We start from the raw sequence: 25,902 nt of genomic DNA, 5'->3' as shown, positions 1-25,902 counted from the left end.
CGTTGGTAGTCAACCCGTTCTAAACCCGTTTTTCCAGCCCCGGCGGGGCGACACTCGGCCGACGAATGTCGCCCCGCCGGGGCTTTAGCGCCTGAGTGGAGGCATCTTGCTACCGACATGTCGCCCCGCAGGGGCTACGTTTGATAGTCCGCAACTTGGGTTAACTAGGATTGAGGGATAGGAAAAAGTAGGGGCGGTCTGTGTTTTCTTTTTTAGGCTGTCCGATAGCTTAGCGTGTAAATCCGCCCTTTTGAAAGAAGAACCCCTAATATCGAAGCTGTTTAGAAAGTCGGCTTGGCGTTGATTTTTCGCAAGAAGAGGACCAGGAACGCGAGCCAATGAAAGGCCAACCAGTTGCCGATGCTGGTTTCGTAGCGCACGAGCAGGGTTTTAAAGCTATCGAACCAGGCGTTGGCGTGTTCAATCACCGCGCGGCGGCGGTAGAGTTCGGGGTCAAAAAAGGTATCGTCGTCGGGTTGCCAATCGGTGGCCCGGCGGTTGCGGGCGATGTTGGCTTCGATGTCGCGGGCCGCGCAGGCTTGGCGCAACGCGGTGGTATCAAAGGCGCTATCGGCGTTTAAAAACAACCCGGCTACGGCAATGCCGGCGGCTTCGAGCAGCACGCAGAGTTCCTCAAACAAGGCCGCCAGGCGAAAGCTGTCGTGGTGGTTGCCGGCCTGCGGGCTGGCACAAGCCAGGGGCTGGCCCTGGTTATCGGCCAGGAACAGGGCGGTGGTGGTCCGGGCCTTTTTGCGCCCCTGGTAGCCGACGGCGTCCCCGCCGTTTTTGGCCGGCGTGTGGCTGCCGTCGAGTTGCACGCTGGAACAATCCAGCCAGCGCTTGTTTTGCCGCAGTACGCTCAACCACACCGTTTTCCACGAGCCGTCTTTGCGCCACGCGTTGAAGCGGGCATACACGGCTTGCCAACTCAGCGTGGCGCCGGTAAAAAACTGTTTGACGGGCAGATAGCGCCACTGGCAGCCGGTTTTGAGCTTGTAGAGCATGGCTTCGAGTAACTCAACGCGGTCCACTCGACTGGGGCGACCCGTGCGGGACTGGGTCAGGTAGGGCAAAATCCAGGTACGAATAATATCTTTGGGCAGGACTTCCATGAAGCAGGTGAATCGAGGTGGGTCGCACCCCAAAGTTCGCTTGTCGCGTGGGAGTCTTTTGCGTTTCTGCTTGCCAGCAGCTACTTTCTAAACAGCTTCATCAGCAGTTGCTACAGCCGCGAGCGACCCATGGCAGCGGCGAAGAGGGATAGCAGGAAAAGCGTGTCGAACCACTCGCCCGTCGTTTGCAGAATCCCTTCGCAGCCGCGCCATTTTGGTTGCAGCGGCGGCATCATGGCGCTCACCGCCGGGTTCACTCGTCCGGCCCACCGCTTCCGGGCGGAGCGGCGTTAGCCCTGCTCACAGTAAAAGCTCGGCGGCGTTGCCGTTCCCGCTGCCGGTAGGCTAAGTGCCTGATTTTCTGTTTATAAAAGTTCTCATGCTCGTGTCTGCGGCGCGGCTGGATTAACTTCACAAGCCGGGTTCGTCCGGGGCCGCGGTTTGCTGGAAGCGCGAAGCCCAAAGAGCCGGGAGCCAAACGACCAGTACCCGGACCTGAGAATTGCTCCAGATAGGCTTCTAGTAATTTCAAAGCCCTTGGAATTGAGTTGGGTGGCGGCTCGACCCCATTCCCGGTCTACGCATCCGGGCGGCGAAACCGCGCCAAGAAGCCCGGGCAGGAACCCGGAGGGGCCCGCAGCTCCTGCTTCTCCCCGAACCAGCGGCCCCCGCGTCCTAGAACCGTGCGCCCAGCACCACCGTCTTTTTGTACTCCCGCTTCTCGCCGCCGCTGGCCCGGAACAGCTCAACGTGCAGAAGGTAGTAGCCCACGGCCGCCTTGCGGCCTTTGTCGTCGGTGCCGTCCCATTGCAGGAAGCCGGTGGTGGGCAGGGTTTCGTTGCGCACCAGGCGGCGCGTGAGGCGGCCCAAGGCGTCGTACACCGTTACGGAAGCGGCGTAGCCGGGCTGGTCGAGGTGGTAGTTGAGGGTGGCGAAGTCCTGCTGGCCGTCGTCGTCGGGCGTGAAGATTTCGGGCTCCACGGTCAGCTCCTGGTTGCCGCCGGGCGCGTCCTGGGCCTGCGAGTTGGGGCGGCCGGGCGTGGCGTAGCCCACGGTGCCCGCCGCCGAATGAAAGTTGCTGCCGTTGCTGGGCCCGTTGGCCCGGATGCGCTCCAGCGACACGCCGTCCTGCGTGGCCAGCAGGCTCAGGTGCAGGTTCTTGTTGTAGGCGAACCGGTCAATTTCAATGCCGAAGCCGGTAAGTAGCACTGCCACGCCCGCGTCGTCGGGGAAGGTGGGAAAATCGGCAAGCTCCAATAGGTTGGCCGGGTCGGTGCTGGTCGGGTACTCGCTTTGAATGATGGCCGAGCTGGTGCTAAACGCCAGCAGCTGGCCGGGCGCCAGCACCAGCGGCCCGGGGCTAAGCAGGTTGGCATCGGTGGTGCCGTCGGGCTTCTCGTTGGCAATCTGCCAGGCTTGCAGGTCAATGTACTTGGGGCTGCGGTTCAAAATTTCCACAAACCGCACCGCGCTGGTGCGCGGGTTGAACAGCAGCTCGTTCAGCACTACGTCGCCGCTCGCGGCCGGCTCGGGCAGGGCGAAGCTGGCCGACTGCAGGGCGCCGCTGGCGTTGCCGGCGCAGTCGGTGGCCGTCTGCACGGTGAGGGAGGCCGGGCGGCTGGCCAGCAGCGGCGCGGCCAGGGTCAGGTCCACCTGCCGGAAATCGGGCGCCACGGGCGCGGCGCGGGTCACGGCCGGGCCCGGCGCGGCCAGCGCATAGCGGCTCGGGGTGGCCGCGGCGGCGCTGTCCAGCTTTTCGGAGAAGTACAGGCGCACGGTGGTGGGGTTCACGGCCACGGCGCGGAGCAGGCCGGGGGCCAGGGCGTCGGCGTTGGCGGCGCGCCCGGCGTTGGCGCGGCCCGGCGTGCCGCCGCTGGCATCGGTGCTGGCTATCCAGTTCGCGGCGCCGGTGCAGTAGTTGCTGGCGTCAATCATTTCCAAGCTCCAGCCGCCGTCCTTCTTCTTCGCGTCGCGGTACCAGGCGTCGGAATAATTCACTTCAAAAAGTGTGCGGCCGTCGCGGCCGCGCAGTATCAACTGGTCGCCGCCATTGCTGAGCGAGGGAAAGTTGGTGGGGCCGTACACCTTGCCGTACGACGCAAACTCGGCCACGTGGGTGCTGCCGCACACCACCGCGTATTGGCCCGGGGCCAGGCGGGCGGTGTCGGCAAATACGGCCACCGTCGGCGTGCTACCCTTGCCCAGGCGCACGCCGCGCAGGCTGAGGGTTTTGGTGGCGCTGCGGTTGTAAAGCTCCAGGTACTCGAACGCCGGCAGGCCCACGGTTGGCGTTTCGTCGGCAAAGATTTCGGTAATGACCAGCTCGCCCACGGCGGGCGCTTCGGGCGGAGCGGCGGTGGCCGTTTGCAGGGCCCCGCTCACGTTGCCGGCGCAGTCGGTGGCCGTTTGCACCGTTACCTGCACGATGGCAGTGCCGGCCACGGGCGCCGCCAGCGTCAGGTCGACCTGCCGAAAATCGGGGCCTACGGGCGTGACGGCGGTGATGGCCGGGGCGGGTGCGGCCAGGGCGTAGCGGGCGGGGTTGGCCGCGTTGGTGCTGTCCAGCTTTTCCGAGAACGTGAGGCGCAGGGTGGTGGGCCCCAGCAACTCGGCCCGCGCCAGGGCGGGCGGGGCGGTGTCGGCGTTGGCGGCGCGCCCGGCGTTGGCGCGGCCCGGCGTGCCGCCGGTAGCGTCGGTGCTGGCCGTCCAGTTGGGGGCACCGGCGCAGTAGTTGTTCGTGTCAATCATCTCCAGGCTCCAGCCGCCGTCCTTTTTGGCCGCGCTGCGGTACCAAGTGTCCGAATAGTTGACTTCGAAGAGCGTGCGGCCGTCGCGGCCGCGCAGCAGCAGCTGGTCGCCGCCGTTGCTGAGCGAAGGGAAGTTGGTGGGGCCGTACACCTTCACGCCGGGCGCGGCAAACTGGGCCACCCGCGTGCTGCCGCACACCACGGCGTACTGGCCGGGCAGCAGCCGGGCCGTATCCGGGAACACGGCCACGGCGGTACTGCCCGTTTTGCCCAGCCGCACGCCGCCCAGGCTGAGGGTTTTGGTGGCGCTGCGGTTGTAAAGCTCCAGGTATTCCGACAGCGGCAGGCCTACCGGTGGGGTTTCGTCGGCAAAGATTTCGGTGATGACCAGCTCGCCCACCAGCGGCGCGGCGGGCGGCCCGGTGAAAGTGGCCGTGAGCGGCCCGGCGGCCACGTTGCCGTACAAGTCGGCCACGCTGCGCACCTCCAGCACGTTCTGCGCGGCCACGTCGGCCCCGAAGGTGAGGCGCACCACGGCCGGGTTGGCGGGCAGCACCTGGGCCGAAGTCGGCGCGGCGCCGCTCTGCAGGCGGTAGTTGGCCAGTACCGTGGCGCTGGCCGGGGCCACGGCCTCGTTGAAGGCGGCGTCGACGCGGCGGGCGTCCAGCGGCACGGCGCGCAGCAGCAGCGGTGCGGTGGCGTCGGTGGCGGCAAAGTCGTCGAAGGTGAAGCGGGCGCCGTTGGCCGAAGAGTAGAGCAGCGACACGCCCAGGGCCGCGCTGCGCTGGTAGGTGGCGTCGGTGGGCTGGGCGGCCTCGGCCACGAAGGCGCGGCCGCCGGTGAGGTCGCGCTCCAGGGTCCAGCGGTTGGCGGTGGTGCGGGTCACGCGCACCCGCACGAGGTTGTTGGTGGCGCTGGCCAGGGTGCCGTCCAGGCCGTCGATGACGAGCGCGGCGGCGCGGGTCGAGTCTTTGCGGAACAGGCTCACTTCGTCGGCGGTGCCGCCGAGGCGCACGAAGTAACCGGAGTTGTTCGCGTTTCTGAGGTCGGCTTGCGAGGCCATGAGCCACACGTCGGCCAGGTTGCCGGAGCTGGTGGCAAAGCGCAGGTTGGCCCAGAATTCCCACACGGTGCCGGTGCTGGCCTGGCTGGGCGTGCTGAGCTGGAGCGCGGTGCCGGTCACGGCCGGGCCGTTGCTCTGCAGCTGCTGGGCCACCACCTGGAAGCTGGCCGCGTCGCCCGTCCAGGCGGGGTTGGCGGTGAAGTTGCCGTCGGTGAAGTCGTCGCGCAACTGGGCGTGGGCGAGGCCGGGCAACAGCAGGATGAACAGCAGGTAGAGGTGTTTCATCGAAATGAGGGAGAAATGAACAGAACTATTTCTCAAGTAAAAAAACGGTGAAATCTGAACGTCAGATGGGCATGACGTTTAGATTTCAATAGGCTTCGCGAGCAGCAAATTCTTCATTGCTCATTCTTCATTCCTCATTAAGCGCAGCGTACACGGCGTCTAAGTAACCCATTTCTGGCGACATTTGCACCCCCGCGCCGGCCAACGGCGCAGCTTTTTATTTTTCTGCTTTTTCCATGAAACTTGCCATTGTGGGTGCCACCGGCCTGGTGGGCACGGAAGTGTTGAAAGTGCTGGCCGAGCGCCAGTTCCCGCTGACCGGGCTGCTGCCCGTGGCCTCGGCCAAATCAGTGGGCCAGCTCGTCGAATTCCTGGGTAAGAAATACCCCGTGGTGGGCATGGACGAGGCCATCGCGGCCCGGCCCGACCTGGCCATTTTCTCGGCCGGGGGCTCGGTGAGCAAGGAGCACGCCCCGCGCTTCGCCGCCGTGGGCACCACCGTAATCGACAACTCCTCGGCCTGGCGCATGGACCCCACCAAGAAGCTGGTGGTGCCCGAGCTGAACGCCGACCTGCTCACGGCCGACGATAAAATCATTGCCAACCCCAACTGCTCCACCATCCAGTTGGTGGTGGCCCTGAATGAATTACACAAGGCCTACCAGGTGCAGCGTATCGTGGTGAGCACCTACCAAAGCGTGACCGGCACCGGCAAAAAAGCCGTGGACCAGCTCATGCAGGAGCGCGCCGGCCAGCCCGCCGCCAACCCCGCCTACCCGCACCCCATCGACCTGAACGTGCTGCCCCACATCGACGTGTTCGAGCCCAACGGCTACACCAAGGAGGAGCTGAAGATGGTGAACGAGACCCGCAAAATCATGGGCGACGACACCATCCGCGTCACGGCCACCTGCGTGCGCGTGCCCACCCTGGGCGGCCACTCCGAGGCCGTGAACGTGGAGTTTGCCCGCGAGTTTGAGCTGGCCGACGTGCGCGCCATCCTGGCCCGCACGCCCGGCGTGGAAGTGGTGGACGACCCCGCCCGCAACCGCTACCCCATGCCCAGGGACAGCCATGGCCGCGACGCCGTGCTGGTGGGCCGCCTGCGCCGCGACGAAACCCAGCCCCGCACCCTGAATATGTGGATAGTGGCCGACAATCTGCGCAAGGGCGCCGCCACCAACGCCGTACAGATTGCCGAATACCTGGTGGACAAGCTGGTGCCGGCGAGCAACTGATACGAGGCCGCAGCGGCGCTGCTTTGCTGGCCGCGTCAGCGCCTGTAGCCGTATAGCCAGCTATGCAAAAGCTGCCCGCCGCCTTCTTCCAGCGCCCTGACCCCCTGCAAATTGCCCGCGACCTGCTCGGCAAGCACCTCTACACCAACATTGGCGGCGTGCTGACCGCCGGCCGCATCGTGGAAACGGAGGCCTACCGCCACGAGGGCGACCACTCTTTGACGATGCACCTGCAACGCAAGCGCCAGCAGGCCCAGGGCCTGTACGTGCCCGGCGGCCACGCCTACATCTATAAGGTGTACGACCGCCACGCTTTGCTCAACATTGCCACCCACGACGCGGAACATCCTGACACGGTCCTGGTTCGGGCCGTGGAGCCCACCATCGGTATTGATGAGATGCTGCGGCGGCGCGGCTTGCCCGCCCCCAAGCGGACCCTCACGGCGGGCCCCGGCGTGCTGACCCAGGCGCTGGGCATCACGCCTGCACTCACCGGCTCGCCCGTGACCGGTGAAGTGCTCTGGTTTGAGGACCACGGCGAAGAAATCGCCGAAGCCGACATCACCGCCAGCGCCCGCGTGGGCCTGGAGTACGCCGGCCCCGAAGCGGCCGCGCTGCCCTGGCGCTTCCGGGTGCGCGGCAGCGAGTGGACCAGCCCGGCGAAATGACGCTGCGCTCAATGAGCAACAAGCAAAAGGAACGTCATGCTGAGCGTAGCCGAAGCATCTCGCGTGAGGAAGTAGTTTAATCGTTACAACGGGGCGAGCGAGATGTCTCGGCAAGCTCGACATGACGTCCCTTTTGCTCACTGCTCACTGCTCACTGCTCACTGCTCACTGCTCACTGCTCACTGCTCACTGCTCACTGCTCACTGCTCATTAAGCGCAGCGTACGGGTTGGGGTGCTTGATTTCGAGCCAGCGGTCGGGGCGGTCCAGCGGCTGGTAGCCGAAGCGCTGGTAGAGGCTGTGGGCGTCGAAGGTGGCCAGCAGGTGGCGGCGCAGGTTTTGCAGGTCGGGGTGGGCCAGCATCCGCTGCACCAGCCACTTGGCCAGGCCCCGGCCGCGAAATTCGGGCAGCACGAACACGTCGCAGAGCCAGGCGAAGGTGGCCCGGTCCGTCACCACCCGGCAGAAGCCGGCCTGTCGGCCATCGGGGGCGTAGAGGCCGAAATTGAGCGAGTTGGCCAGGGCCCGCTCCACGGTGACCCGCGAAATATTGCGGGCCCAGTACGATTCCTCGCTCAGCCAGCGGTGCACGGTGGCCACGTCGAGCCGGGCGGGGTCGGTGCTGAGGGTGTAGTCGTCGGGGCGGGTTGCGGTGAAGAAAGTGGACATGGGAATAGCGGGTGGCAAAAGCAAGTGCAAGCTACTGCCCTGGGCCCAGCATCCATTTGGTGTTCGGTTTCGTTAACTTAGTGGCCCAACGCTGGTTAATCACGCAGTAACTACCCTAAAACCTTGCTCGTTATGAAGTCTTTACGCATCGCCGCCCTGGCCCTGCTCGCCGGGGCCGGCCCGCTGGCCGCCGCCGCCCAGGCCCCAGCGCTCACCACCTTCCCGGTGGGCCCCACCACGGTCACGGCCTCGGCCCTGGCCTCCAACCTCGACACCGTGTGGGAGCTGGTGTGGGGTCCCGACAATTTCCTCTGGATGACCGAGCGCGGCGGCCGCATCAGCCGCGTGAATCCCACCACCGGCCAGGTCCTGCCCCTGCTCACCGTGGCCGATGTCACCGAAACCGGCGAGAGTGGCCTGTTGGGCATGGTGCTGCACCCCGATTTTGCCACCAACCCCTACGTGTACGTGGCTTACAACTACTCCGAAGGCGGCGCCCTGAAGGAAAAGCTGGTGCGCTTCACCTACTCGGCCACGGCCAATTCCCTTTCCGCGCCGCTGGTGCTGCTCGGCAACATCGGGGCCACCACCACCCACAGCGGCTCCCGCCTGCTCATCCTGCCCGACCGCACGCTGCTCATGACCACGGGCGACGCCCAGCAGTTGCCCGAAGCCCAGAACCGCGCCTCGCTCAACGGCAAAATCCTGCGCCTCAACCTCGACGGCTCCATCCCGGCCGACAACCCCACGCCCGGCAGCCGCCTCTACACCCTCGGCCACCGCAACCCCCAGGGCCTGGTGCAGCTGCCCAACGGCCGCGTCTACAGCTCGGAGCACGGCCCCAACACCGACGACGAAATTAACCGCGTCGAGCCCGGCCGCAACTACGGCTGGCCCACCGTGGCCGGCCTCTGCAACACCGCCGCCGAAACGGCCTTCTGCACCGCCAACAACGTGCGCGAGCCCCTCACCACCTGGACGCCCACCATCGGCCCGGCCGGCCTGGCCTACTACGACCACCCGGCCATCCCCAGCTGGCGCGGCAGCCTGCTCCTGATGGTGCTCAAAGGCAGCAAGTTGACCCAGCTGACCTTGGACGCGGCCGGCCAGGCGGTGCCCGCCCGCACCGACTTCCTAACCGGCTTCGGCCGGCTGCGGGCCATCTGCGTGTCGCCGCAGGGGCGGGTGTACGTGGGCACCAGCAACAGCGACGGCTACGGCACCCCCGCCGCCACCGGCGACCGGATTCTGGTGCTCGAAAATCGCGCCTTCGTGCCCACCGCCACCCGCTTGGCCGCTAGCTTCGCCTTCGACGTATTTCCCAACCCGGCCCGCCGCCAGGCCACCGTGCAGTTGCCCGCGCCCAACCTCCGCCTCACCGTGCGCGACCTGCTCGGCCGCGCTGTGCTCACGGTGCAGCCGGCTGCCACCACCGCCACGCTAAACCTGGCCAGCCTGCGCGCCGGCACGTACTCGGTGCAAGCCGAAGGCGCCCTCGGCACCGCCACCCGCAAGCTGGTGGTAGAATAATCGGCGGCAGAACAAGCCGAACGGAGCAGCCGCACCATTCATTACCAGCCCTTTGCGGGGGCGCGGAGTCGGGGCATTTGCCTCGGCCCCACGTTCCCCGCAGAGGGCTGCTGGCGTTATAAGGCACTCGCCACCGGACACCGTTGCGCCCTACCCCAGCTGGTGCCGCTCGTTCTTCGCGGCGTTGCGTAGGGTCCACTTCACCTCGTGCTGGAAGGGGTGCTGGCGCACGGGGCAGTCGGCCATGAGGCACAGCGAGCAGGCGGCGAAGGTGCAGGGGTCGGCGTGCACGAACATCTCGACTTCTACCACGAACCGCTCGCGGATAAGCTCCTCAATGTCGTGCAACTGGGTGTGCACCTGCTCCAGGGTGAAGTAGTAGGGCATCTGCATGTGGCAGTCGATGTGCAGGTTGGCGCCGTAGCGCTGCACGCGCAGGTTGTGCACGTCAATCCAGGGGGCGCGGCGCCGGGCCTGGAGTTCGGCGATGACCTCGGTGACCATGGCCGTGTCGGTTTCGTCCATCAGGCCCGACACCGAGCGGCGCAGCATCCGCCCGCCGTTCACCAAAATGAAGCCGCCCAGCAGCAGGGCCGCGCCGGCGTCGAAGCGCACGATGCCGGTGGCCGCCACCAGCACCAGCGCCGCCGCCGACACGATGGACGTGAGCGCGTCGAGGTACAGGTGCTGTCCGTCGCCCACCAGGGCCACCGACTTCAGGCGCTTGCCGGTGCGCACCAGCAGCAGGCCCACGCCCAGGTTCGCGACGGCGGTGCCGGCCATCAGCAGAATGCCCCAATCGGCCTGGCCCACGGGGTGCGGGTGCAGCAGGCCCAGCGTGGCGCTGTACAAAATGTACGCCCCGGCCGTGACGATGAGCGCCCCCTCGAAACCCACCGACAGGTACTCAATCTTGCCGTGGCCGTAGGGGTGGTTCTCGTCCTTGGGCAGCTCGGCCAGGTACAGGCTGTAGAAAGCAAAGCCGCTGGTAAACACGTTGATGATGCTCTCCAGTGCGTCGGTGAGGACGGCCTGCGAGCTGGTGAGATGGTAGGCGTAAAACTTGATGGCCAGCAGCCCCACGCTCACCACGAGGGACAGCAGGCCGAGGCGGCGTTTGGTTTGGGCGGGTGTCATGCGGGGCGGGTTTCGGGGCAAAGGTCGGCCCGCGGCCGCGAGAACTGCGCGCCCGACTCCCGTACCATTGGGTGGCAGCGCAGCTTGGTGACACGGGGCCGCACAACCTTTTCGTCGGTAATCTGTATTTAAACCAGTCGAAAAATATTTTTAGGTTAACCTAAAAATAGAGTATCTTTGCCCCGGAAAATTTGATAAACGTGCCGCCCTCTACTATTACCGATACTAAACTGCCCGCGCCGGAAGCCGGCTGGCGCCACGCCCGCCGCGGCAACTCGCTGAGCGAGGTATACGCCAGCATCCGGGTGCCGGGAGCCGACGCCTCGTTCTGGCGCAAGCTGATGGCTTTTTGGGGCCCCGGCCTGCTGGTGGCCGTGGGTTACATGGACCCCGGCAACTGGGCTACTGACCTGGCCGGCGGCGCCCGCTACGGCTATACGCTGCTCTCGGTAGTGCTTATCTCCAACCTGTTCGCTATGCTGCTCCAGCACCTGGCGGCCAAGCTGGGCATCGTCACCGGCCGCGACCTGGCCCAGGCCTGCCGTGACCACTACTCGCGGCCGGTGAGCCTGGTGCTGTGGTTTCTGTGCGAGGTGGCCATTGCCGCCTGCGACCTGGCCGAAGTCATCGGCTCGGCCATTGCGCTCAACCTGCTGTTCGGCCTGCCGCTGGCCTGGGGCGTGGTGCTCACCACCTTGGACGTGCTGGTGGTGCTCTTTTTCCAGAACAAGGGCTTCCGCATCATCGAGAGCCTGGTGGCCGGCCTCATTGTCCTGATTTTCGGCTGCTTTCTCTACGAAATCCTGGCCTCGCACCCCGATTGGCTGGCGCTGAGCAAGGGCCTGGTGCCGCGCCCCGAAATCGTGACCAACCCGCAGATGCTGTACGTGGCCATCGGCATCCTGGGCGCCACCGTGATGCCGCACAACCTGTACCTGCACTCCAGCATCGTGCAGACGCGCCAAATTGAACCCACCGAGCCCGGCAAGCGCATGGCCATCAAGTTCGCCACCATCGACTCCACGGTGGCGCTGTTCCTGGCGTTTTTCGTGAACGCGGCCATCCTCGTCACGGCCGCGGCGGCCTTCCACGGCAAGGGCTACAACGACGTGGCCGACATCGCCGACGCCCACAAGCTGCTCACGCCGGTGCTCGGGGCGGGCGCGGCCAGCGTGCTGTTCGCCGTGGCCCTGCTGGCCTCGGGCCAGAACTCGACCCTGACCGGCACCCTGGCCGGGCAGATTGTGATGGAAGGCTTTCTCGACATCAAGCTGCGGCCCTGGCTGCGGCGGCTCGTCACCCGGCTCATTGCCGTGGTACCGGCCCTGGTGGTGGCCATCATCTACGGCGAAAAAGGTACCGGCCAACTGCTGGTGCTCAGTCAGGTTATCCTGTCGCTGCAGCTCAGCTTCGCGGTGGTGCCGCTGGTGCTCTTCACCAGCAGCAAGGCCAAGATGGGCGTGTTCGTGAACCGGCCGCTGGTGCAGGTGGTGGCCTGGGCAGTATCCGCCATCATCATCAGTCTGAACGTGTTTTTGCTCTGGCAAACCTTCACCGGGTAGGAACAGTCAGACACCCAGCACGTCACGCGGCAGCACGTCATGCAGAGCGCAGCGAAGCGTCTCGCGTGTGGTGGTAATTAAATCGTGTGGCAGCAATTAAGTTGTCAGGCATTAGTTGTCAGTTGTTAGCCCTTTGATAAATATCTGACTAACAACGAACAACGAGCAACTGACAACTCGTTTACTTCTGGACGACTACTTAAATTCATCAAACGAGGCGAGCGAGATGCTTCGCTCCGCTCTGCATGACGGGCTGCCGCGCCCGCCCCGAAATGTCCATCACTTGAAATGAAAAACTTCCTACTGCTGCTTTTCCTCCTGCCGCAGCTGCTGTGGGCCCAAACGGGCACCGTCACCGGCACGGTGCGCGACGGGCAACGCCGGCCCGTACCGTTTGCCAGCGTGGCGCTGCCGGCCGCCGGGCTGGGTGCCACGGCTGATGTGCAAGGCGTTTTCCAGGTGGCTGACGTGCCCGCCGGCCCGGTGCGGCTGGTGGCCAGCGCCGTGGGCTACGGCACCGTCACGCGCGACGCCACCCTGGCCGCCGGCCAGACATTGGACGTGCAAGTTGTGCTCACCGCCACCGCCGCCGACTTGGGCGAGGTGGTGGTCACGGGTGTGTCACGGGCCACCGAAATCCGGCGCAGCCCCGTGCCCATCGCCACCCTGGGCCGCCGCGAAATCAACCTCAACGCCAACACCAACGTCATCGACGCGGCCGTGCGCGGCATTCCCGGCCTGAGCGCCGTCACCACCGGCCCCAACGTGTCGAAGCCCTTTATCCGGGGCCTGGGCTATAACCGCGTGCTGACTCTCTACAACGGCCTGCGCCAGGAAGGCCAGCAGTGGGGCGACGAGCACGGCGTGGAAGTGGACGGCTACGACATCGAGCGGGTGGAAGTGGTGAAGGGTCCCGCCAGCCTGCTCTACGGCTCCGACGCCGTGGCCGGGGTGGTGAACCTGCTGCCCGCCCTGCCCAGCGGCCCCGACGGCCAGTTGCGCGGCGAAGCCCTCACCGAGTACCAGTCCAACAACGGCCTCATTGGCAAGTCCCTGGGCCTGAACTACCAGAACAACGGCTTCCAGACCAGCTTCCGGGCCAGCCACCGCCTGGCCCGCGACTACCGCAATAGCGTGGACGGCGCGGTGTACAACACCGGTTTCCGGGAGCTGACGCTGACCGGCATGGCGGGCCTGGCCAAGGCCTGGGGCAGCTCGCACTGGTACCTCACGCTCTACGACAACCGGCAGGAAATCCCGGACGGCAGCCGCGACTCGCTCAGCCGCCGCTTCACCCGGCAGGTGTTCGAAGGCGGGGTTGACGACATCAAGAATCGGCCGTTGGTGACCGATAAGGAGCTGGATTCCTACGCAATTGGGTCGCTGCACCAGCGCATCCGGCACTACCGGGTGTTCACCAAAACGCAGCTGCACCTGGGCGGCGGCGAGCTGCACCTGCTGCTGGGCGCCCAGCAGAATAGCCGCGAGGAGTTCAACCACCCCACCGCCCCCGCCCAGCCCGGCCTGGCCCTGCGCCTGACCACCTACACCTACGACATGCGCTACCACCTGCCCGACTGGCAGGGCCTGCAAATCAGCCTGGGCAGCAACGGCATGGGCCAGCTCAACCGCCACCAAAACGCCACCGACTTCCCCATTCCCAACTACGACCTGCTGGACGCCGGCGGCTTCCTGCTGCTGAAAAAGCCCCTGGGCAAGCTGGAGCTGAGCGGCGGCCTGCGCTACGACACCCGCCTGGTGAACTGGAACGACTTCTACGTGGCCCCCAACCCGGCCACGAGCTTCGACGGCGTGGGCCGCCCCGGCTCCGTCGATGCAAACCTGCAGTTTCCGGCGTTTCGGCGGCGCTACCGGGGCGTGTCGGCCAGCGCGGGCGCGAGCTACGTGGCCACCGAGCAGCTCACGCTGCGCGCCAACCTGGCCCGCGGCTACCGGGCCCCCAACATCCCCGAAATCGGCTCCAACGGCCTCGACCCCGGCGCCCACATCGTGTACCTCGGCAACCGCGGTTTCCGGCCCGAGTTCAGCTGGCAGCAGGACGTGGGCCTGCTCTGGCACCAGCCCACGCTGGATGCGTCGGTGGAAGTGTTCCACAACTACGTGCAGAACTTCATCTACCAGGCCCGCCTGCTCGGCGCCGACGGCCAGCCCGTCGTCATCGTGCCGGGCAACACGACGTACCAATTCCAGCAGGCCGCCGCCCGCCTCTACGGCCTCGAAGCCAGCCTGAACCTGCGCCCCGCCGGCGCGGCCTGGCTGGCCTGGAACAGCAGCGTGGCCTTCGTGAACGGCGAAAACGCCGACGCCACCCTGCGGGAGCGCCAGGGCAGCGCCGCCCGCTACCTACCGCTCATCCCGCCCCTGCGCGCCCGCTCCGAAGTGCGCGCCACCCTGCCCGCCGGCGCCGGCCGCCTCACCGGCACCTACGTCCGGGCCACCGTGGACGGCAGCGCCCGCCAAAGCCGCTTCCTGGCCCTGGACAACAGCGAAACCGCCACCGCCGGCTACGCGCTGCTGGGCCTGGGCGTCGGCACCACCTTCACCAGTCGTGCCGGCCGTCCGCTGGCCCAGTTGTTTGTACAAGTCGATAACGTCTTCGACACCGCCTACCAGGCCCACCTCAACCGGCTGAAATACTTTGAGTACTACGGCGCCGCGCCCAACGGCCGCGCGGGCATCTACAACCCCGGCCGCAACGTGGGGGTGAAAGTGGTAGTGCCGTTTTAGGGCGGTTGCTCGTTCTGTAGTCACATCACTACAGTCTTGTCGTGCTGAGCGCAGCGCAGCATCTTCTCATCGTTGAACGAAATGTTCCGGCGTGAAAAGATGCTGCGCTGCGCTCAGCCTGACAAGACGTTTTTCTGGGGCCCCCACCAAGTTTCATCCGCCGCAATTCACGGCCGAAAGCTTAACCCGTGCGTAGACGGCCTCATGAAACACTTTTTCTGGTTGTTGTGGACGATGCCCGCGCTCGGTTTTGCGCAGGGCCTGGCCAAATCTTCTCCCTATGATTCAGCTCGTTATAGCTGGCGCAAGGCCGTGCCCCGCAACCGCCTGCGGGAGCTGCAGCCCTACCGACCCGGCGTGACCGAAAACCCGTTCACCGTTGACGCCGGCCACCTGCAAGTAGAGATGGACGCCCTGCGCCTGACCAACAGCGGGGCGGGGGCCGACGAGCGGCAGCGCTACTGGCAGCTGGGCTACAGTGTCATCAAGCTGGGCCTGAGCCGCCGCACGGCCGTGCAGATGGAACTACCCCTCTACAACGTGCAGAAGGAGCTGCCGCGCACCGAACCCCAGCCCGAGGAGCGCCGGGCGGGCTTTGGCGACGTGAGCCTGCGGGTGAAGCACAACTTTTTGGGCGACGCCCAGGACGGCTCCTTTGGCATGGCCGCCATCGGGTACGTGCGCCTGCCCACCGGCGGACTGGTTGGCAGCGGGGGCGCTGAGTACGGCCTCATCGTCCCCGTCGACATTGAGCTGAGCGACAACAGCAACCTCGAAGCCCAACTGGCCACCGGCCTCAACTACGACCGGGAGCAGGCCCGCCGCTACCTGCAGCTGGTGCCTTCGGTGGCCCTGGAGTACGACTTCACGGAGAAAACCGGCCTGATAGCGGAAACCGTAGCCCAGTGGGATGCCCAGCAGCGCCGCTGGCAGCCCTCGTTCAACCTTGCCCCGATTCTGAAGTTGACCGAGAACTTGCAGCTCGACGCCGGCATTAGCCTCGCGCTCAACCGTCTGACGGACCAGCAGTATTTCGCCGGCTTCACCCTGCGGCGGTAAAATCAATTAACAATTAACAATGGGCAATTAACAATGAGCATTGGACACGTCTCCTCTCTGTTGATTGTTCGCCGTTAGTCGCTCATTGTTAATTGTTAATTGATTTTACCGCCGCAGGGTGCCGGACCTCAAGTGCGGAGCGCGGCTGAAAAGGGAATCCGGCTCGATACTGGAGTTGTCCCCGCAACTGTGCGCTTCACATCGGGGTGGGCCCCATCGGGTTCGGGTTATGGCAGCCCCGGCTAGCCCGGGAAGGCGGGTGCCAACCAGGGCTCGGCCCGCCCGGCCCGTGGCCGGCTTCGGTTCGGGTGGGCCAATGCCCGCCCCTGGTGACCACGCCTGCTGCAAACAAGCAAAAGGCCCCCAACGGGAGGTGGGGGCCTTTTTGTGTGCGCTTAATCCTCTTGAGTTGGGGCGCCGGAGCACCGGGCTAGTCGGCGATGCCGTCGTGGTTGCGGTCCTTGGCCTCGCTGGAGGCTTTGTATAGCTCCTTGCCGGTGGGGCGGTGGGCGGTGGTGTCGCGGGCGAGGCCGGCGGTGACGGAATCGCCGTTGGCCACGCCGTCGGCGGTGGCGGCGGGGCCTTTTTTGTTGTAGCCGCGCTCCACGTTGACGTCGCCTTCTTTGGTGCCGGAACTGCAGGCGCTACAAGTGGCGGCCAGGGCGCAAGCCACGGCGAAGGGGCGGAGGAAATAGTGAAACAGCATGAAAAAGTAAAGGTGGGGAAGTTTACGGTGAGCAACGCCGCAAGGTAGAAAGATAACCCGCCGCGGCGCAACCCAAACCGCCGGGCGCGGGTACGGTTGTAGCGAGGAGCGCGCCGCGCGCCGCCCTGCGCCGTGCCGTCTGCCGCCCGCCTTCGCTGTAATTTCCGATGACCCCGATGACCGACCCCAACTCGTTGCCCGCGGCCGTGCCTGCCCCCGCTTACACGTACGCCGAGTTTCGGGCCCTGGTGGGCACCTTGGCCGCCGAAGGCCGCACCACCGGCCCCGACCAGTCGCCGGGCCTGGCCCGCTACACCAGCCAGAACCAGGCCCACCTCGACCGGGCCTCCGCCACCCAGCTGCTGCCCGCGCTGGTCAACCACCTGGCGCACCTGGCCCGGCCCGAGCAGTGGCTGGTGCTGGGCGAAGCCTGGTGCGGCGACACGGCGCACACGCTGCCCATTTTGGCGCGCCTGGCCGCCGAAAGCGCCGGCCACGTGGCGCTGCACGTGCTGCTCCGCTCCGACCACCCCGCCCTGATGGCCGCCCACCAGACCAACGGTGCCAACAGTATTCCCAAGCTCATTCGGCGCGACGCGGCCACCGGGGCCGACCTCGGCGACTGGGGCCCGCGCCCGGCCGCCGCCCAAGCGTTGAGCCACGCGCTGCACGCCGATAAATCTCTGCACATCAACCAGGTGATTAAAGGTATGAACGAATGGTACGCGGCGGATAACGGCCGGTCGGTGCAGCAGGAATTGCTGGCGTTGCTGGGCTAGGCTGGCGCTTCAACCGAAATTTCCCTTATTTTCACCTCCCCGATTTGTTGCTCTTATGCCGTTGCCGTTGCGCCGTCGCCTTCAGAAACATGCCGCTGCCTGGCCCTGGCGGCGGGCGGGCGGGCTGGCGGGCATCAGCCTGGCGCTGGCACTAATGCTGGTGGTTTATTTGTTTGGGGTAAGCGACCATTTTTTAGGCCGTCTTTTTCCCGCCTTTCTCGTATTGTTCTGGCTGCTGGCCGTTACGTTCCTGGCCGTGGTGCCGTTTGTGACCTGGGCCACCGGGCACTGGTTCGGGCGGGGCTGGGCCGAAGTCTCGACCCCGGCTCCGCGCCCGCGCCGGGCGGCAGCCAGCGCACCAGCGGCGCGCTCTTATTCTTCACCGGCCTCCTCGCGGCGGCCCGAAACCCGTTAAAGCCCTTGAAAACTAACCTTCTGCACATCAAAAACATGGTGTGCCCCCGGTGCGTCGAAGCCGTGCAAAGCCTGTTGGAACGGGCCGGCTACCACCCCACGGCCGTGACGCTGGGCGTGGCCGAGCTCGACGAAACCACCCCCGTCGACCCCGAAGCCCTGGCGCCGCTGCTGCACGCCGCCGGGTTCGAGCTGCTGCGCGGCCGGGCTGAGCAGCTCACCGAGCAAATCAAAACCGTGCTGGCCGACTACCTCGAACACCTGCGCACGGCCCGCTCGCCGCTCACCACCTCCGCCTTTCTCACCGACCGGTTCGCGGCCACGTACTCGCACCTGAGCAAGGTGTTTTCGCGCACCGCCCACCTCACCATCGAGAAGTACCTCATCCGCCTCAAAATTGAGCGCGTGAAGGAAATGCTCAGCTACGGCGAGCTGACCCTGAACCAGATAGCCGACCAGATGCGCTACAGCTCGGGCCAGCACCTGAGCAACCAGTTCCGGCAGGTGACGGGCTATTCCGTAAGCGAGTTCCGCCGCCTGATGCTGCCCGAGCGGCTCTCGCTCGACGCGCTGGCGTAGCTCTTAAACCGTTGTTTTATCCGAAGAAGGCGGCTACCTGAACCGGTAGCCGCCTTCTTCGCGAACTACTCCCGTGGCCTTAGCTGGCGTAGGCGCGGCAGGCTTCGAGGCAGGCTTTGCAGGCCTCGGCACACCGCTTACAATGGTCGTGGGAGTGCTGGGCGCACTCGTCGTGGCACTGCTGGCAAATTTCGATGCACTCGCGCAGCGCGTGCGCCGTATGGTCGGACCCGCGGGCGATGAAGGCGGCCGTGAGGCGGCAGATGTCAGCGCAGTCGTGGTCGAGGCGGATGCAGGGCACCAGCATTTTGAGGTCGGCCTCGTCGAGGCAGGCGTCGGCGCACAGCTCGCAAGCGGCGATGCAACGGCTGAGGGCGTCGAGGACGGTTCGGTTGTCCTGGCGGGTGCGGGCGGCGGGCATTTGCATGGCGAAAAGCGGGTTGGTGGGAATGAGCACCCGCCGGAGTTAGCGGGTTTTACGCTTACGCGGCCGCGGCACCGGGTGGACGTGTAGCATTCGTGCGCCAGAGCAACGGAATTCGGCTTCATTTGCGCGGGCGGTGCGCCGTGCGTGCGACCCGACAATGCCGAACATGGGCCGCGGGCAAGCAGTCCCGATGAACTTACCAGGCAAAGTATTCTTCGGGCATAACTAAAAATTCAATAGGTTTGCCGCGTCAACTTTTGTCCCATGCCCATGCTACTCGCCATTCTGCTGCCCGGTCTCTCGATGATGGTCAACGGCCACTTTCTCAAGGGTATCCTGTGCTTCATCCTCCAGATAACGCTGATTGGCTGGATTCCGGCGGCCATTTGGGGCGTGGCCTCGCGCAGCCAGGACCTGGCCGAAAAGCGCCACCGGGAAACGCTGGAAGTGCTGCAAGGGGCCCGGCGCTAAAGCAGGGCACTTGCTGCTCAGCGGGACAGGTAGGCTAGCGGGCCGCGGGGTGCCGGGCGTAGTAGCGGGCGGCCCGCCAGGCAATGGGCAGCCCGATGCACAGCATCAAAATGCCCAGGCCGAGGGCCGCGGCGCCCGGCTTAAACGGTAATTTAGGGGCCTGAGAATTTGGCAGCACCAGCCGGTTCATCACCAGCCACACCGCCGCCCCGTAGAGCAAGCCGACCAGCACGGGCGACTGCCGCAGCAGCGCCACGCGGGGGTACGACCAATAAAACGCCCCGGCCCAGCCAGTGGCTATGAGGTAGTGAAACCCCAGCCCGGCCAGCGCCATGCCCGGCCCGCCCGCAAAAGCCGCCGGCCCAAACACCCCGCTGGCCACGAAATTCAGCACGTTGACCGGGGACTTGTGGGTTGCCAGCCCGTACTGCGTGCACGCGGCCGCAATGTCCAGGGTGCCGGCCAGCAGGCCGGTGATGAGGGCGGCCGGCACCCACCCCCCAGGGTGCGTGGCCGGCGCGAGTAGCGGCGACGGCGAAGTTTCCATGCGGCAACCTACTCTTTTTTGACGAAACCAGCGGCGGCGCGCTGAGCCCCGGCGGCCGACCTTTGCCGGTAAGGAAATGAACCCCGGCCCCCCGCTCCGGGTTAGTTGCTGCCGTGCCGTCCGCCTCCCCCCGCATCCTGCTGCTCACCCCGCCGCTCACGCAGCTCAACACCCCGTACCCGGCCACGGCCTACATCAAGGGCTTCCTGGGCGGGCGCGGCTACGCCGTGACGCAGGCCGACATGGGCCTGCAGCTGGTGCTGCGCCTGTTTTCGGTGGCCGGCCTGCAACAGGTATTTGCCGAAATTGCAGCCGGTGACTTTGACCTCAGCGACAACGCCCAGCGGATGGTGCGGCTGCAAAACCGCTACCTGGCCACCATTGCCCCGGTCATCCGCTTCCTGCAAAACAAGGACCTGACCCTGGCCCCGCGCATCTGCCACGGCCGCTTCCTGCCCGAAGCCAGCCGTTTCGATAACGTGGCCGACCTGGAAACTGCCTTTGGCACCATGGGCCTCACCGACCAGGCCCGGCACCTGGCCACGCTCTACCTCGAAGACCTCGCCGACCTCATCAAGGAAACCGTGGGTCCGCACTTCGGCTTCTCCCGGTACGCGGAAAAGCTGGCGCTGTCCGCCACCAGCTTCGAGCCGTTGCACGAGGCCTTACTCGCCGCCCCCAACCTGCTCGACCGCCTGCTGCTGGAGGAACTGGATGCGCTGCTGGCGCGCGTGCAGCCCGACGTGGTGGGCTTCACGGTGCCCTTTCCCGGCAACCTGTACGGGGCCTTGCGGCTGGCCCAGCGCATCAAGCAAACCCGCCCGGCTACCGTCACCATCATGGGCGGCGGCTACCCCAACACCGAGCTGCGCACCATCCGGGAGCCCCGTTTTTTTGACTACATCGACTACCTGACGCTGGACGACGGCGAAGGCCCGTGGCTGCGGCTGCTGGACTACTTGGGCGGTTTGAATGAGGAAAAAGAACGTCATGCAGAGCGCAGCGAAGCATCTCGCGTGCTGTCACCAGCTCAGTCGTTGAATGACGCGGGCGAGATGCTTCGCTACGCTCTGCATGACGGGCTGGCGGAGCAACCCGACCGTACCAAACTCCAGCGCACTTTCCTGCGCAACGAGGCCGGCGAAATTGAGTACGTCAACCACCCGCACCCCGACGTGCCGCACCCCGAAGTGGGCACGCCCGATTACTCCGACCTGCCCCTGACCGAGTACCTCTCGGTGCTGGAAGTGCTCAACCCCATGCACCGCCTCTGGAGCGACGGCCGCTGGAACAAGCTGACCGTGGCCCACGGCTGCTACTGGAAGCGCTGCTCGTTTTGCGACGTGACCTTAGACTACATCAGCCGCTACGAAACGGCGCCCAGCACGCTGCTGGTCGACCGCATCGAGCAAATTATTCAGCAAACCGGCCAGACCGGTTTTCACTTCGTGGACGAGGCCGCCCCGCCGCTGGCCCTGCGCGAGCTGGCCGTGGAGCTGCTCAAGCGCCGCGTGCCCATCACCTGGTGGGGTAATATTCGGTTCGAAAAAACTTTCTCGCCCGACCTCTGCCGCCTGCTGGCTGCCTCGGGCTGCATAGCAGTGTCGGGCGGCCTGGAAGTGGCCTCCGAACGCCTGCTGGCCCTCATGGAAAAGGGCGTGACCATCGCCCAGGTGGCCCGGGTGGCCGACGGCTTCACCCGGGCCGGCATCATGGTGCACGCCTACCTGATGTACGGCTTCCCCACCCAAACCGCGCAGGAAACCGTGGACAGCCTGGAAGTGGTGCGCCAACTGTTTGCCGCCGGGGTGGTGCAGAGCGGCTACTGGCACCGCTTCTCGATGACGGCGCACTCGCCCGTGGGCAAGAACCCGGCGAAGTACCAGGTGGCCGCCATTGGCCCCGAGCCTGGCGGCTTTGCCTGGAACGACCTGTGGCACGACGACCCACTCGGTACCGACCACGAAGCCTTCGGCCCCGGCCTGGCCAAGTCGCTCTACAATTACCTGCACGGCGTGAACCTGGCCGAGCCGCTCGGTTTCTGGTTCGACTTCAACATTCCGAAAACCACCACCCCGCGCCACCTCGTGCAGCAAGCCCTGCAAGCGCCCTCAACCCCGGACTTCGCCCGGCAGAACCAGCGCCTGTTCTGGCTCGGCAACGCCCCCGACATCCGTATCGAGCCGGGCAAAAAAGCCCCGCGCGCCGTGCTCACCTGCTACGAGCAGGCCGAGGACTTTGAGGTAAAAACCACCGAAGCCGCCGGCTGCTGGCTGCACCAGCTCCTCACCCGGCTTAGCCACGACTACGACGCCAAAATGCTGCTCAAAGAAGCCACCGCCACCTTTCCGGCCGAGGAAGGAACCTTTGAAAATTTTCTGCAAAGCCCGGCATGGCAGTTGCTGCGCGAAAAGGGCCTGCTGCTGATTTGAGGATATACGAGGAGACGGCTACGGCAGAAGAGCAGTTTCGCCGCCGTCCGGCACGTGGCGCAAAACCAGGAGCTTCCGCGGAAATTTTCAGGAAGCAGTCGGTGACGGTGCTTACTGAGCGCGCAGCCACTCCACCACTTCCCCGGGCAGTTCGGGCCCAAGACCCGCGCTCAGTCCCCGCGACACCAGCAAGTCGGGCCCGGCCGTGCGGTAGGCGCGCACCGTGGCGCCGCGCCGTCCACCCAGGGCGTTGCGCCAAGCCGCCGCCCGCTGGTTGGCGGCCGGGCCCCCGTACAGGCCCAGCACCGGCAGCTTCCGCTTGGTTAATTCCCGCAGGGCGGCCCGGGTGGCCGGCTCAACGGCGACATTCTGGGTGATTAAAAACGCCGCGCGCGGGCTTTCCTGCGCCAGCACCTGCGCCGTGGCGGCCCCGCGCTGGCCGGCGGCCCACACGCCCACCTTGGCCGTGTCGGCCCCGGCGGTGCCGCGCAGCAAGCGCAGGGCGGCTTGCAGCCGGGGCGTTTCAGCGGGGGTCGTGGCCGAGTCGGCGGCGGGCAACACCAGCACGATGACGCCTTCGCGGGCCAGGGCATCGGCCCAGAGGGCGGCGGCGGGCGCGGTTTCGGCGTCGGGCAACAGGGCTAGGGCCGCGCCGGGCGTGCCGGTGTCGGAAGGTGCAAACAGCCAGGCCGAGCCGTTGGCCTGCGGTACTTCTTCCACGCGGTAGGTGCTGGGGGTGGGGGCGCCGCGCTTGAGCAGCAGGGCCGGGGCCGCGGCGGAGTCCAGGGCCAGGGTACCGCGCCAGAAGTCGCCGTCCAGCGTCAGGGTGAGCACCTGGCCGGGGCGCGCGGGGCGCGTGAGGCGCAGCTGGTTGTTGCTGAACAGAATGGTGTCGGCCACGAAGCTCAGCGTGCCGGCGGTGGGCACCGTGAGCTCGGCTTCGTAGTGGCCGGGGCTGGGGTGGCGGATGTCGAGGGCGGCGCGCGTTCCGGGTTGGCCGGGGGCCCCGATGCTGCCTTCGTAATGCCCCACGGGCGGGGTGGCAGCGGCCCCGTCCCCGTCGGCCTGGGGCTGGCAGGCGGTTGCCGCCAACCCCAGCAGCAAGGCAAGGCGCCCGCATCCCGGGCGGCCGGGGCCAAGCAATAAGCGCAGAAGGGCAGGCATAGGCATCGTCAAAAGTAGCCGGTTTAGCGCCCGGCCAAGCCCTTGCGCAGAATCAGGTCGGTTTGCACGTCCTGCCCCAGCCGGAAGGGGTGCTGCCCGATTTCGCGGAAGCCGAACCGCTGGTAGAAAGCGCGGGCCCGCTCGTTCCTTTCCCACACGCCCAGTACCACGGCGGGGCAGTGCAACTGCTCGGCCAGGGCCAGGATGCCGCGCATCAGGGCCGCGCCCAGGCCGGTGCCTTGCCAATCGTCGCGCACGTACAGCCGCTCAATTTCGAGGCGGCCGGCCGGGTCTTCGCCTTCCGGCAAGCCGAGAGCCGAGTTATCGCGCAGCTTGGCGTAGCCCACCAGCTCGGCTTGCATATGGGCCAGCAGGAAGGTATTTTCGCGGTCCTGCAGCTCGGCCAGTTGCTGGTCGGGGCCAAAGTTTTCGGCCAGGTAAGCGGCCATGTCCGCCGCCGTGTTGGTGGCCGCGAAGGTGTCCTGAAACGTTTGGCGGCCCAGGTCGGCCAGTTGGGCGGCAGTGGCGGGGTTGGCCTTGGCCAGGGAGATGCGCAGCGGGGATGACATGGGGCAAAGGTCGCGCAACGGCCGCCGATTTACAGGATTTCGTCGGCATTGGGGTTGCGCGCCGACCCGTGGCCGCGGCGCAGGCGCAGCCCCCAGCGCATGAGCAGCCCGCTGGCCAGCAGCCCCACCAGGTTGACGGACAGCAGCAGCGCCGACGGGCTCTGGGCGCCGGCCGTGTTCCAACTGTACACGCTCACGGCTACTTTCAAGAGCAGCCCCACCCCCAGAAGCCCGCCGCTAAACAGCAGCAACAGGCCCACCAAGCGGCGCGTAACGGGAGGAAGCGGGGGAGGAGCCATATGCCTGCATTCATACGGCGCCAGCAAATCCGGGGTTCAGGCCCCGCCCGTAGCCGGTTGGGAATCCAGTTCTTTGGCGTAATTTCGTGCCACCAAAAAACCCCCGCGAGAGTAGCTCAGTTGGTAGAGCATCAGCTTCCCAAGCTGAGGGTCGCGAGTTCGAACCTCGTTTCTCGCTCATTCAGGAACAGCCACTTAGATGCAAGTCTGGGTGGCTGTTTTGGCTTGGCCAGAACCCGGAACGCAGCAGTTGGAACCACTCGTTCGGCAAGACTTGCGTCACCCTAAAATTCTAGGCGGACAGCCTATCCCAACGCACCTTAAAGTAGCCGGGCCGGACGGGTTCGTTTAAAAACCTTTTCTTTGTGTTGCCGTTAAAGGCAATTCAAAAGCCGCGTCTTGTTGACGTCGGCCCATTTTTTCTCACCAACCCTTTGGTCCATTGAAAAAGCAGACCCTTATCCTCGCCGCAATGTTTGTCACGGCTGCCTACTCGGCTAGCGCGCAAACCAGCACCACCACGACTAATCAGACCACGGTTACGCCCGCCTCGCCGGCCGTTTTAACCCCCGCTCCCGCTCCCGCCACCACGACTACCGTAGAGTCGACCACCACCACCGCGAGCCCCTCCACCACCGCTGCCCCGGCCCCCGTCGTGCAAGCCGCGCCTGCCGATGCCAAGGTGAAGGACAAGCGCAAAAAGTCGAAAATCAAGCCCAAAGACTAAGCATAACCCACCGCGGGTTTTTACCCAAGGCCCGGCCGCAAGCACTTGCGGCCGGGCTTTTTGTTGGGAAGAAGTTCACCTGAGGGGCCCGGCCGCACGTGCAATCAGTGAGGCCGACCATCAGGTTTAAGCAACAGGGGCGCTTGTCAAGGGCGGCGCCCGAAGCCCGGGCTACCCCTCGTTGCGCACGGCGGCGAGCCCACGCCCCACGCGCCCCACCGTGATGAGCAACTGCGCGAACGGGGCCAGCACGGTGGTGCCCGCGCCGTGGCTGACCAAGTGCAGCTCCACGTCGTCGCCGAGCTGGTGCAGCAGGCTCAGGATGTAGCCGAGCACCAGGCGCCGGCCGTTTCGGTAGCCAGTCGGGCATTTCCCTTCATTTCCTGCCAGAGCGAGCGGCCGCCCACGCTGCGGGCCACGGGCTCAAGAAAATCGTCGAGCCGGGCGAGCACGAAATCGAGTGCGCCGTCCAAAAAGCCCTCCGGCCGGCGGCGCTGCCGGGCGTCGTTTTTGCCCACCAGTCCACCGTGGGCATAAATCAGCAGGCGCTTGCGCTTCCAGTTTTGGGTGCTGTAAAACAAACAGGGCAAAAATCCCTCGCTGCTCCCACGGCGCGTTAGTGCCTTGCCACAAGCATTCAAGCGAGTTGGCTTCCGAGGTGGAGGTTCTGCCCCATTCGTTTAGCAGCCCCCACCTTTTCGCAGCGGCACATGACCAAGTTGAGGGAATGGGCAGGGTTACGTTCTGGCAGCGGTGCCGGCGTAGGAAGTTGGAGGGGTTTTCGGGGGTTCGTTACAGGTAGTCCATCGCTGTTGGTTAAGCGGGAACGAGGCGCCGGCCCGGTTGCGGCTCGTGCATCTTGGCCGGGGCATTGCAAAAAAGCGCCCCAGCCCGCGCCAGACTCTGCCCGTCAGAATTTGCGGCGCCGTGCCGTGAGAGTCCGCAAGGGCCGGCGATGCCGCGTTGGCCCC

Annotated in this window: 24 protein-coding genes and 1 tRNA gene; 13 read left to right on the top strand and 12 right to left on the bottom strand. The window is 65.9% G+C overall.

Annotation, left to right across the window (positions count from 1 at the left end):
* Positions 1-281 precede the first annotated feature (281 nt).
* Together RMO51_RS10425 and RMO51_RS10420 are read right to left on the bottom strand one after the other, a co-directional pair.
* Positions 282-1,112 (bottom strand): IS5 family transposase, encoded by an 831-nt coding sequence (locus RMO51_RS10425; RefSeq protein WP_310394420.1) that lies wholly within the window; start codon positions 1,110-1,112, stop codon positions 282-284.
* Positions 1,113-1,787: 675 nt separating this feature from the next.
* Complete coding sequence (locus tag RMO51_RS10420; protein WP_310394418.1) at positions 1,788-5,207, bottom strand: lamin tail domain-containing protein; 3,420 nt, start codon at positions 5,205-5,207, stop codon at positions 1,788-1,790.
* A gap of 236 nt (positions 5,208-5,443) precedes the next feature.
* Between RMO51_RS10420 and RMO51_RS10415 the strand changes: the two genes are divergently transcribed.
* On the top strand, positions 5,444-6,445 hold the full coding sequence (locus RMO51_RS10415; RefSeq protein ID WP_310394417.1) for an aspartate-semialdehyde dehydrogenase: 1,002 nt from the start codon (positions 5,444-5,446) through the stop codon (positions 6,443-6,445).
* Between the two features lie 62 nt (positions 6,446-6,507).
* Positions 6,508-7,113 (top strand): DNA-3-methyladenine glycosylase, encoded by a 606-nt coding sequence (locus RMO51_RS10410; RefSeq protein ID WP_310394414.1) that lies wholly within the window; start codon positions 6,508-6,510, stop codon positions 7,111-7,113.
* A 200-nt stretch (positions 7,114-7,313) separates the two neighbouring features.
* Here RMO51_RS10410 and RMO51_RS10405 read toward each other — a convergent pair whose 3' ends face one another.
* Positions 7,314-7,781: a GNAT family N-acetyltransferase gene (locus RMO51_RS10405; RefSeq protein ID WP_310394412.1), complete on the bottom strand. Its 468-nt coding sequence runs from the start codon at positions 7,779-7,781 to the stop codon at positions 7,314-7,316.
* 132 nt (positions 7,782-7,913) lie between these two features.
* On the opposite strand from RMO51_RS10405, the gene RMO51_RS10400 reads away from it, so the two are divergent.
* Positions 7,914-9,311, top strand: coding sequence for a PQQ-dependent sugar dehydrogenase (locus tag RMO51_RS10400; RefSeq protein ID WP_310394410.1), 1,398 nt, complete (start codon positions 7,914-7,916; stop codon positions 9,309-9,311).
* A gap of 150 nt (positions 9,312-9,461) precedes the next feature.
* On the opposite strand, the gene RMO51_RS10395 is transcribed toward RMO51_RS10400, so the two are convergent.
* Positions 9,462-10,448 (bottom strand): cation diffusion facilitator family transporter, encoded by a 987-nt coding sequence (locus RMO51_RS10395; protein ID WP_310394408.1) that lies wholly within the window; start codon positions 10,446-10,448, stop codon positions 9,462-9,464.
* 200 nt (positions 10,449-10,648) lie between these two features.
* On the opposite strand from RMO51_RS10395, the gene RMO51_RS10390 reads away from it, so the two are divergent.
* From RMO51_RS10390 to RMO51_RS10380, 3 genes are all read left to right on the top strand, one after another.
* Positions 10,649-12,010, top strand: coding sequence for an Nramp family divalent metal transporter (locus RMO51_RS10390; protein ID WP_409025040.1), 1,362 nt, complete (start codon positions 10,649-10,651; stop codon positions 12,008-12,010).
* 288 nt (positions 12,011-12,298) lie between these two features.
* Entirely contained in the window at positions 12,299-14,758 is a 2,460-nt protein-coding gene (locus RMO51_RS10385) for a TonB-dependent receptor (protein ID WP_310394407.1), read from the top strand.
* A 204-nt stretch (positions 14,759-14,962) separates the two neighbouring features.
* Positions 14,963-15,817 carry a transporter gene (locus RMO51_RS10380; protein WP_310394406.1) on the top strand — a complete coding sequence of 285 codons (855 nt, stop codon included), beginning with the start codon at positions 14,963-14,965 and terminating at the stop codon, positions 15,815-15,817.
* 430 nt (positions 15,818-16,247) lie between these two features.
* Here the strand turns inward: RMO51_RS10380 and RMO51_RS10375 are convergent, their stop codons facing one another.
* Positions 16,248-16,523 carry a hypothetical protein gene (locus RMO51_RS10375; RefSeq protein WP_310394405.1) on the bottom strand — a complete coding sequence of 92 codons (276 nt, stop codon included), beginning with the start codon at positions 16,521-16,523 and terminating at the stop codon, positions 16,248-16,250.
* A gap of 167 nt (positions 16,524-16,690) precedes the next feature.
* Here RMO51_RS10375 and RMO51_RS10370 point away from each other — a divergent pair, with 167 nt between their 5' ends.
* From RMO51_RS10370 to RMO51_RS10360, 3 genes are all read left to right on the top strand, one after another.
* Positions 16,691-17,302 (top strand): thioredoxin family protein, encoded by a 612-nt coding sequence (locus RMO51_RS10370; protein ID WP_310394404.1) that lies wholly within the window; start codon positions 16,691-16,693, stop codon positions 17,300-17,302.
* A gap of 67 nt (positions 17,303-17,369) precedes the next feature.
* On the top strand, positions 17,370-17,717 hold the full coding sequence (locus RMO51_RS10365) for a hypothetical protein (protein ID WP_310394403.1): 348 nt from the start codon (positions 17,370-17,372) through the stop codon (positions 17,715-17,717).
* 5 nt (positions 17,718-17,722) lie between these two features.
* Complete coding sequence (locus RMO51_RS10360) at positions 17,723-18,295, top strand: AraC family transcriptional regulator (RefSeq protein ID WP_310394402.1); 573 nt, start codon at positions 17,723-17,725, stop codon at positions 18,293-18,295.
* Between the two features lie 79 nt (positions 18,296-18,374).
* Here the strand turns inward: RMO51_RS10360 and RMO51_RS10355 are convergent, their stop codons facing one another.
* Positions 18,375-18,722, bottom strand: coding sequence for a four-helix bundle copper-binding protein (locus tag RMO51_RS10355; RefSeq protein WP_310394401.1), 348 nt, complete (start codon positions 18,720-18,722; stop codon positions 18,375-18,377).
* A gap of 264 nt (positions 18,723-18,986) precedes the next feature.
* On the opposite strand from RMO51_RS10355, the gene RMO51_RS10350 reads away from it, so the two are divergent.
* Positions 18,987-19,193 (top strand): hypothetical protein, encoded by a 207-nt coding sequence (locus tag RMO51_RS10350; RefSeq protein ID WP_310394399.1) that lies wholly within the window; start codon positions 18,987-18,989, stop codon positions 19,191-19,193.
* A gap of 34 nt (positions 19,194-19,227) precedes the next feature.
* Here RMO51_RS10350 and RMO51_RS10345 read toward each other — a convergent pair whose 3' ends face one another.
* On the bottom strand, positions 19,228-19,740 hold the full coding sequence (locus RMO51_RS10345) for a DUF1440 domain-containing protein (RefSeq protein WP_310394397.1): 513 nt from the start codon (positions 19,738-19,740) through the stop codon (positions 19,228-19,230).
* Between the two features lie 113 nt (positions 19,741-19,853).
* On the opposite strand from RMO51_RS10345, the gene RMO51_RS10340 reads away from it, so the two are divergent.
* On the top strand, positions 19,854-22,172 hold the full coding sequence (locus RMO51_RS10340) for a radical SAM protein (RefSeq protein ID WP_310394396.1): 2,319 nt from the start codon (positions 19,854-19,856) through the stop codon (positions 22,170-22,172).
* A gap of 111 nt (positions 22,173-22,283) precedes the next feature.
* Here RMO51_RS10340 and RMO51_RS10335 read toward each other — a convergent pair whose 3' ends face one another.
* Genes RMO51_RS10335 through RMO51_RS10325 form a run of 3 tightly spaced genes read right to left on the bottom strand, consistent with a single transcriptional unit; the run spans position 22,284 to position 24,204 of the window.
* On the bottom strand, positions 22,284-23,336 hold the full coding sequence (locus RMO51_RS10335; RefSeq protein WP_310394395.1) for a hypothetical protein: 1,053 nt from the start codon (positions 23,334-23,336) through the stop codon (positions 22,284-22,286).
* 23 nt (positions 23,337-23,359) lie between these two features.
* Positions 23,360-23,905, bottom strand: coding sequence for a GNAT family N-acetyltransferase (locus tag RMO51_RS10330; RefSeq protein ID WP_310394393.1), 546 nt, complete (start codon positions 23,903-23,905; stop codon positions 23,360-23,362).
* Positions 23,906-23,934: 29 nt separating this feature from the next.
* Complete coding sequence (locus RMO51_RS10325; RefSeq protein ID WP_310394391.1) at positions 23,935-24,204, bottom strand: hypothetical protein; 270 nt, start codon at positions 24,202-24,204, stop codon at positions 23,935-23,937.
* 105 nt (positions 24,205-24,309) lie between these two features.
* On the opposite strand from RMO51_RS10325, the gene RMO51_RS10320 reads away from it, so the two are divergent.
* Together RMO51_RS10320 and RMO51_RS10315 are read left to right on the top strand one after the other, a co-directional pair.
* Positions 24,310-24,382: transfer RNA gene (locus RMO51_RS10320), tRNA-Gly, on the top strand.
* A 264-nt stretch (positions 24,383-24,646) separates the two neighbouring features.
* A complete protein-coding gene (locus RMO51_RS10315; protein WP_310394389.1) occupies positions 24,647-24,931 on the top strand; it encodes a hypothetical protein in 285 nt (94 codons plus the stop codon).
* Between the two features lie 171 nt (positions 24,932-25,102).
* Here RMO51_RS10315 and RMO51_RS10310 read toward each other — a convergent pair whose 3' ends face one another.
* Both RMO51_RS10310 and RMO51_RS10305 read right to left on the bottom strand, forming a co-directional pair.
* Positions 25,103-25,267, bottom strand: a complete 165-nt coding sequence (locus RMO51_RS10310) for a hypothetical protein (protein ID WP_310394387.1) — start codon at positions 25,265-25,267, stop codon at positions 25,103-25,105.
* Positions 25,249-25,512: a hypothetical protein gene (locus RMO51_RS10305; protein ID WP_310394386.1), complete on the bottom strand. Its 264-nt coding sequence runs from the start codon at positions 25,510-25,512 to the stop codon at positions 25,249-25,251. The genes RMO51_RS10310 and RMO51_RS10305 overlap by 19 nt, the downstream gene beginning before the upstream one ends.
* Between the last annotated feature and the right edge of the window lie 390 nt (positions 25,513-25,902).

Source organism: Hymenobacter sp., assembly GCF_031398885.1.
GTDB lineage: Bacteria > Bacteroidota > Bacteroidia > Cytophagales > Hymenobacteraceae > Hymenobacter.
The sequence above is the reverse complement of the archived record's forward strand: the minus strand, read 5'-3'. Positions and strand labels throughout refer to the sequence as shown.

Bases quoted from the DNA above. Each gene is read 5' to 3' on its own strand.
- RMO51_RS10425 (WP_310394420.1), bottom strand. From the start codon at position 1,112: ATGGAAGTCCTGCCCAAAGATATTATTCGTACCTGGATTTTGCCCTAC.
- RMO51_RS10420 (WP_310394418.1), bottom strand. From the start codon at position 5,207: ATGAAACACCTCTACCTGCTGTTCATCCTGCTGTTGCCCGGCCTCGCC.
- RMO51_RS10415 (WP_310394417.1), top strand. From the start codon at position 5,444: ATGAAACTTGCCATTGTGGGTGCCACCGGCCTGGTGGGCACGGAAGTG.
- RMO51_RS10410 (WP_310394414.1), top strand. From the start codon at position 6,508: ATGCAAAAGCTGCCCGCCGCCTTCTTCCAGCGCCCTGACCCCCTGCAA.
- RMO51_RS10405 (WP_310394412.1), bottom strand. From the start codon at position 7,781: ATGTCCACTTTCTTCACCGCAACCCGCCCCGACGACTACACCCTCAGC.
- RMO51_RS10400 (WP_310394410.1), top strand. From the start codon at position 7,914: ATGAAGTCTTTACGCATCGCCGCCCTGGCCCTGCTCGCCGGGGCCGGC.
- RMO51_RS10395 (WP_310394408.1), bottom strand. From the start codon at position 10,448: ATGACACCCGCCCAAACCAAACGCCGCCTCGGCCTGCTGTCCCTCGTG.
- RMO51_RS10385 (WP_310394407.1), top strand. From the start codon at position 12,299: ATGAAAAACTTCCTACTGCTGCTTTTCCTCCTGCCGCAGCTGCTGTGG.
- RMO51_RS10380 (WP_310394406.1), top strand. From the start codon at position 14,963: ATGAAACACTTTTTCTGGTTGTTGTGGACGATGCCCGCGCTCGGTTTT.
- RMO51_RS10375 (WP_310394405.1), bottom strand. From the start codon at position 16,523: ATGCTGTTTCACTATTTCCTCCGCCCCTTCGCCGTGGCTTGCGCCCTG.
- RMO51_RS10370 (WP_310394404.1), top strand. From the start codon at position 16,691: ATGACCCCGATGACCGACCCCAACTCGTTGCCCGCGGCCGTGCCTGCC.
- RMO51_RS10355 (WP_310394401.1), bottom strand. From the start codon at position 18,722: ATGCAAATGCCCGCCGCCCGCACCCGCCAGGACAACCGAACCGTCCTC.
- RMO51_RS10350 (WP_310394399.1), top strand. From the start codon at position 18,987: ATGCCCATGCTACTCGCCATTCTGCTGCCCGGTCTCTCGATGATGGTC.
- RMO51_RS10345 (WP_310394397.1), bottom strand. From the start codon at position 19,740: ATGGAAACTTCGCCGTCGCCGCTACTCGCGCCGGCCACGCACCCTGGG.
- RMO51_RS10335 (WP_310394395.1), bottom strand. From the start codon at position 23,336: ATGCCTGCCCTTCTGCGCTTATTGCTTGGCCCCGGCCGCCCGGGATGC.
- RMO51_RS10330 (WP_310394393.1), bottom strand. From the start codon at position 23,905: ATGTCATCCCCGCTGCGCATCTCCCTGGCCAAGGCCAACCCCGCCACT.
- RMO51_RS10325 (WP_310394391.1), bottom strand. From the start codon at position 24,204: ATGGCTCCTCCCCCGCTTCCTCCCGTTACGCGCCGCTTGGTGGGCCTG.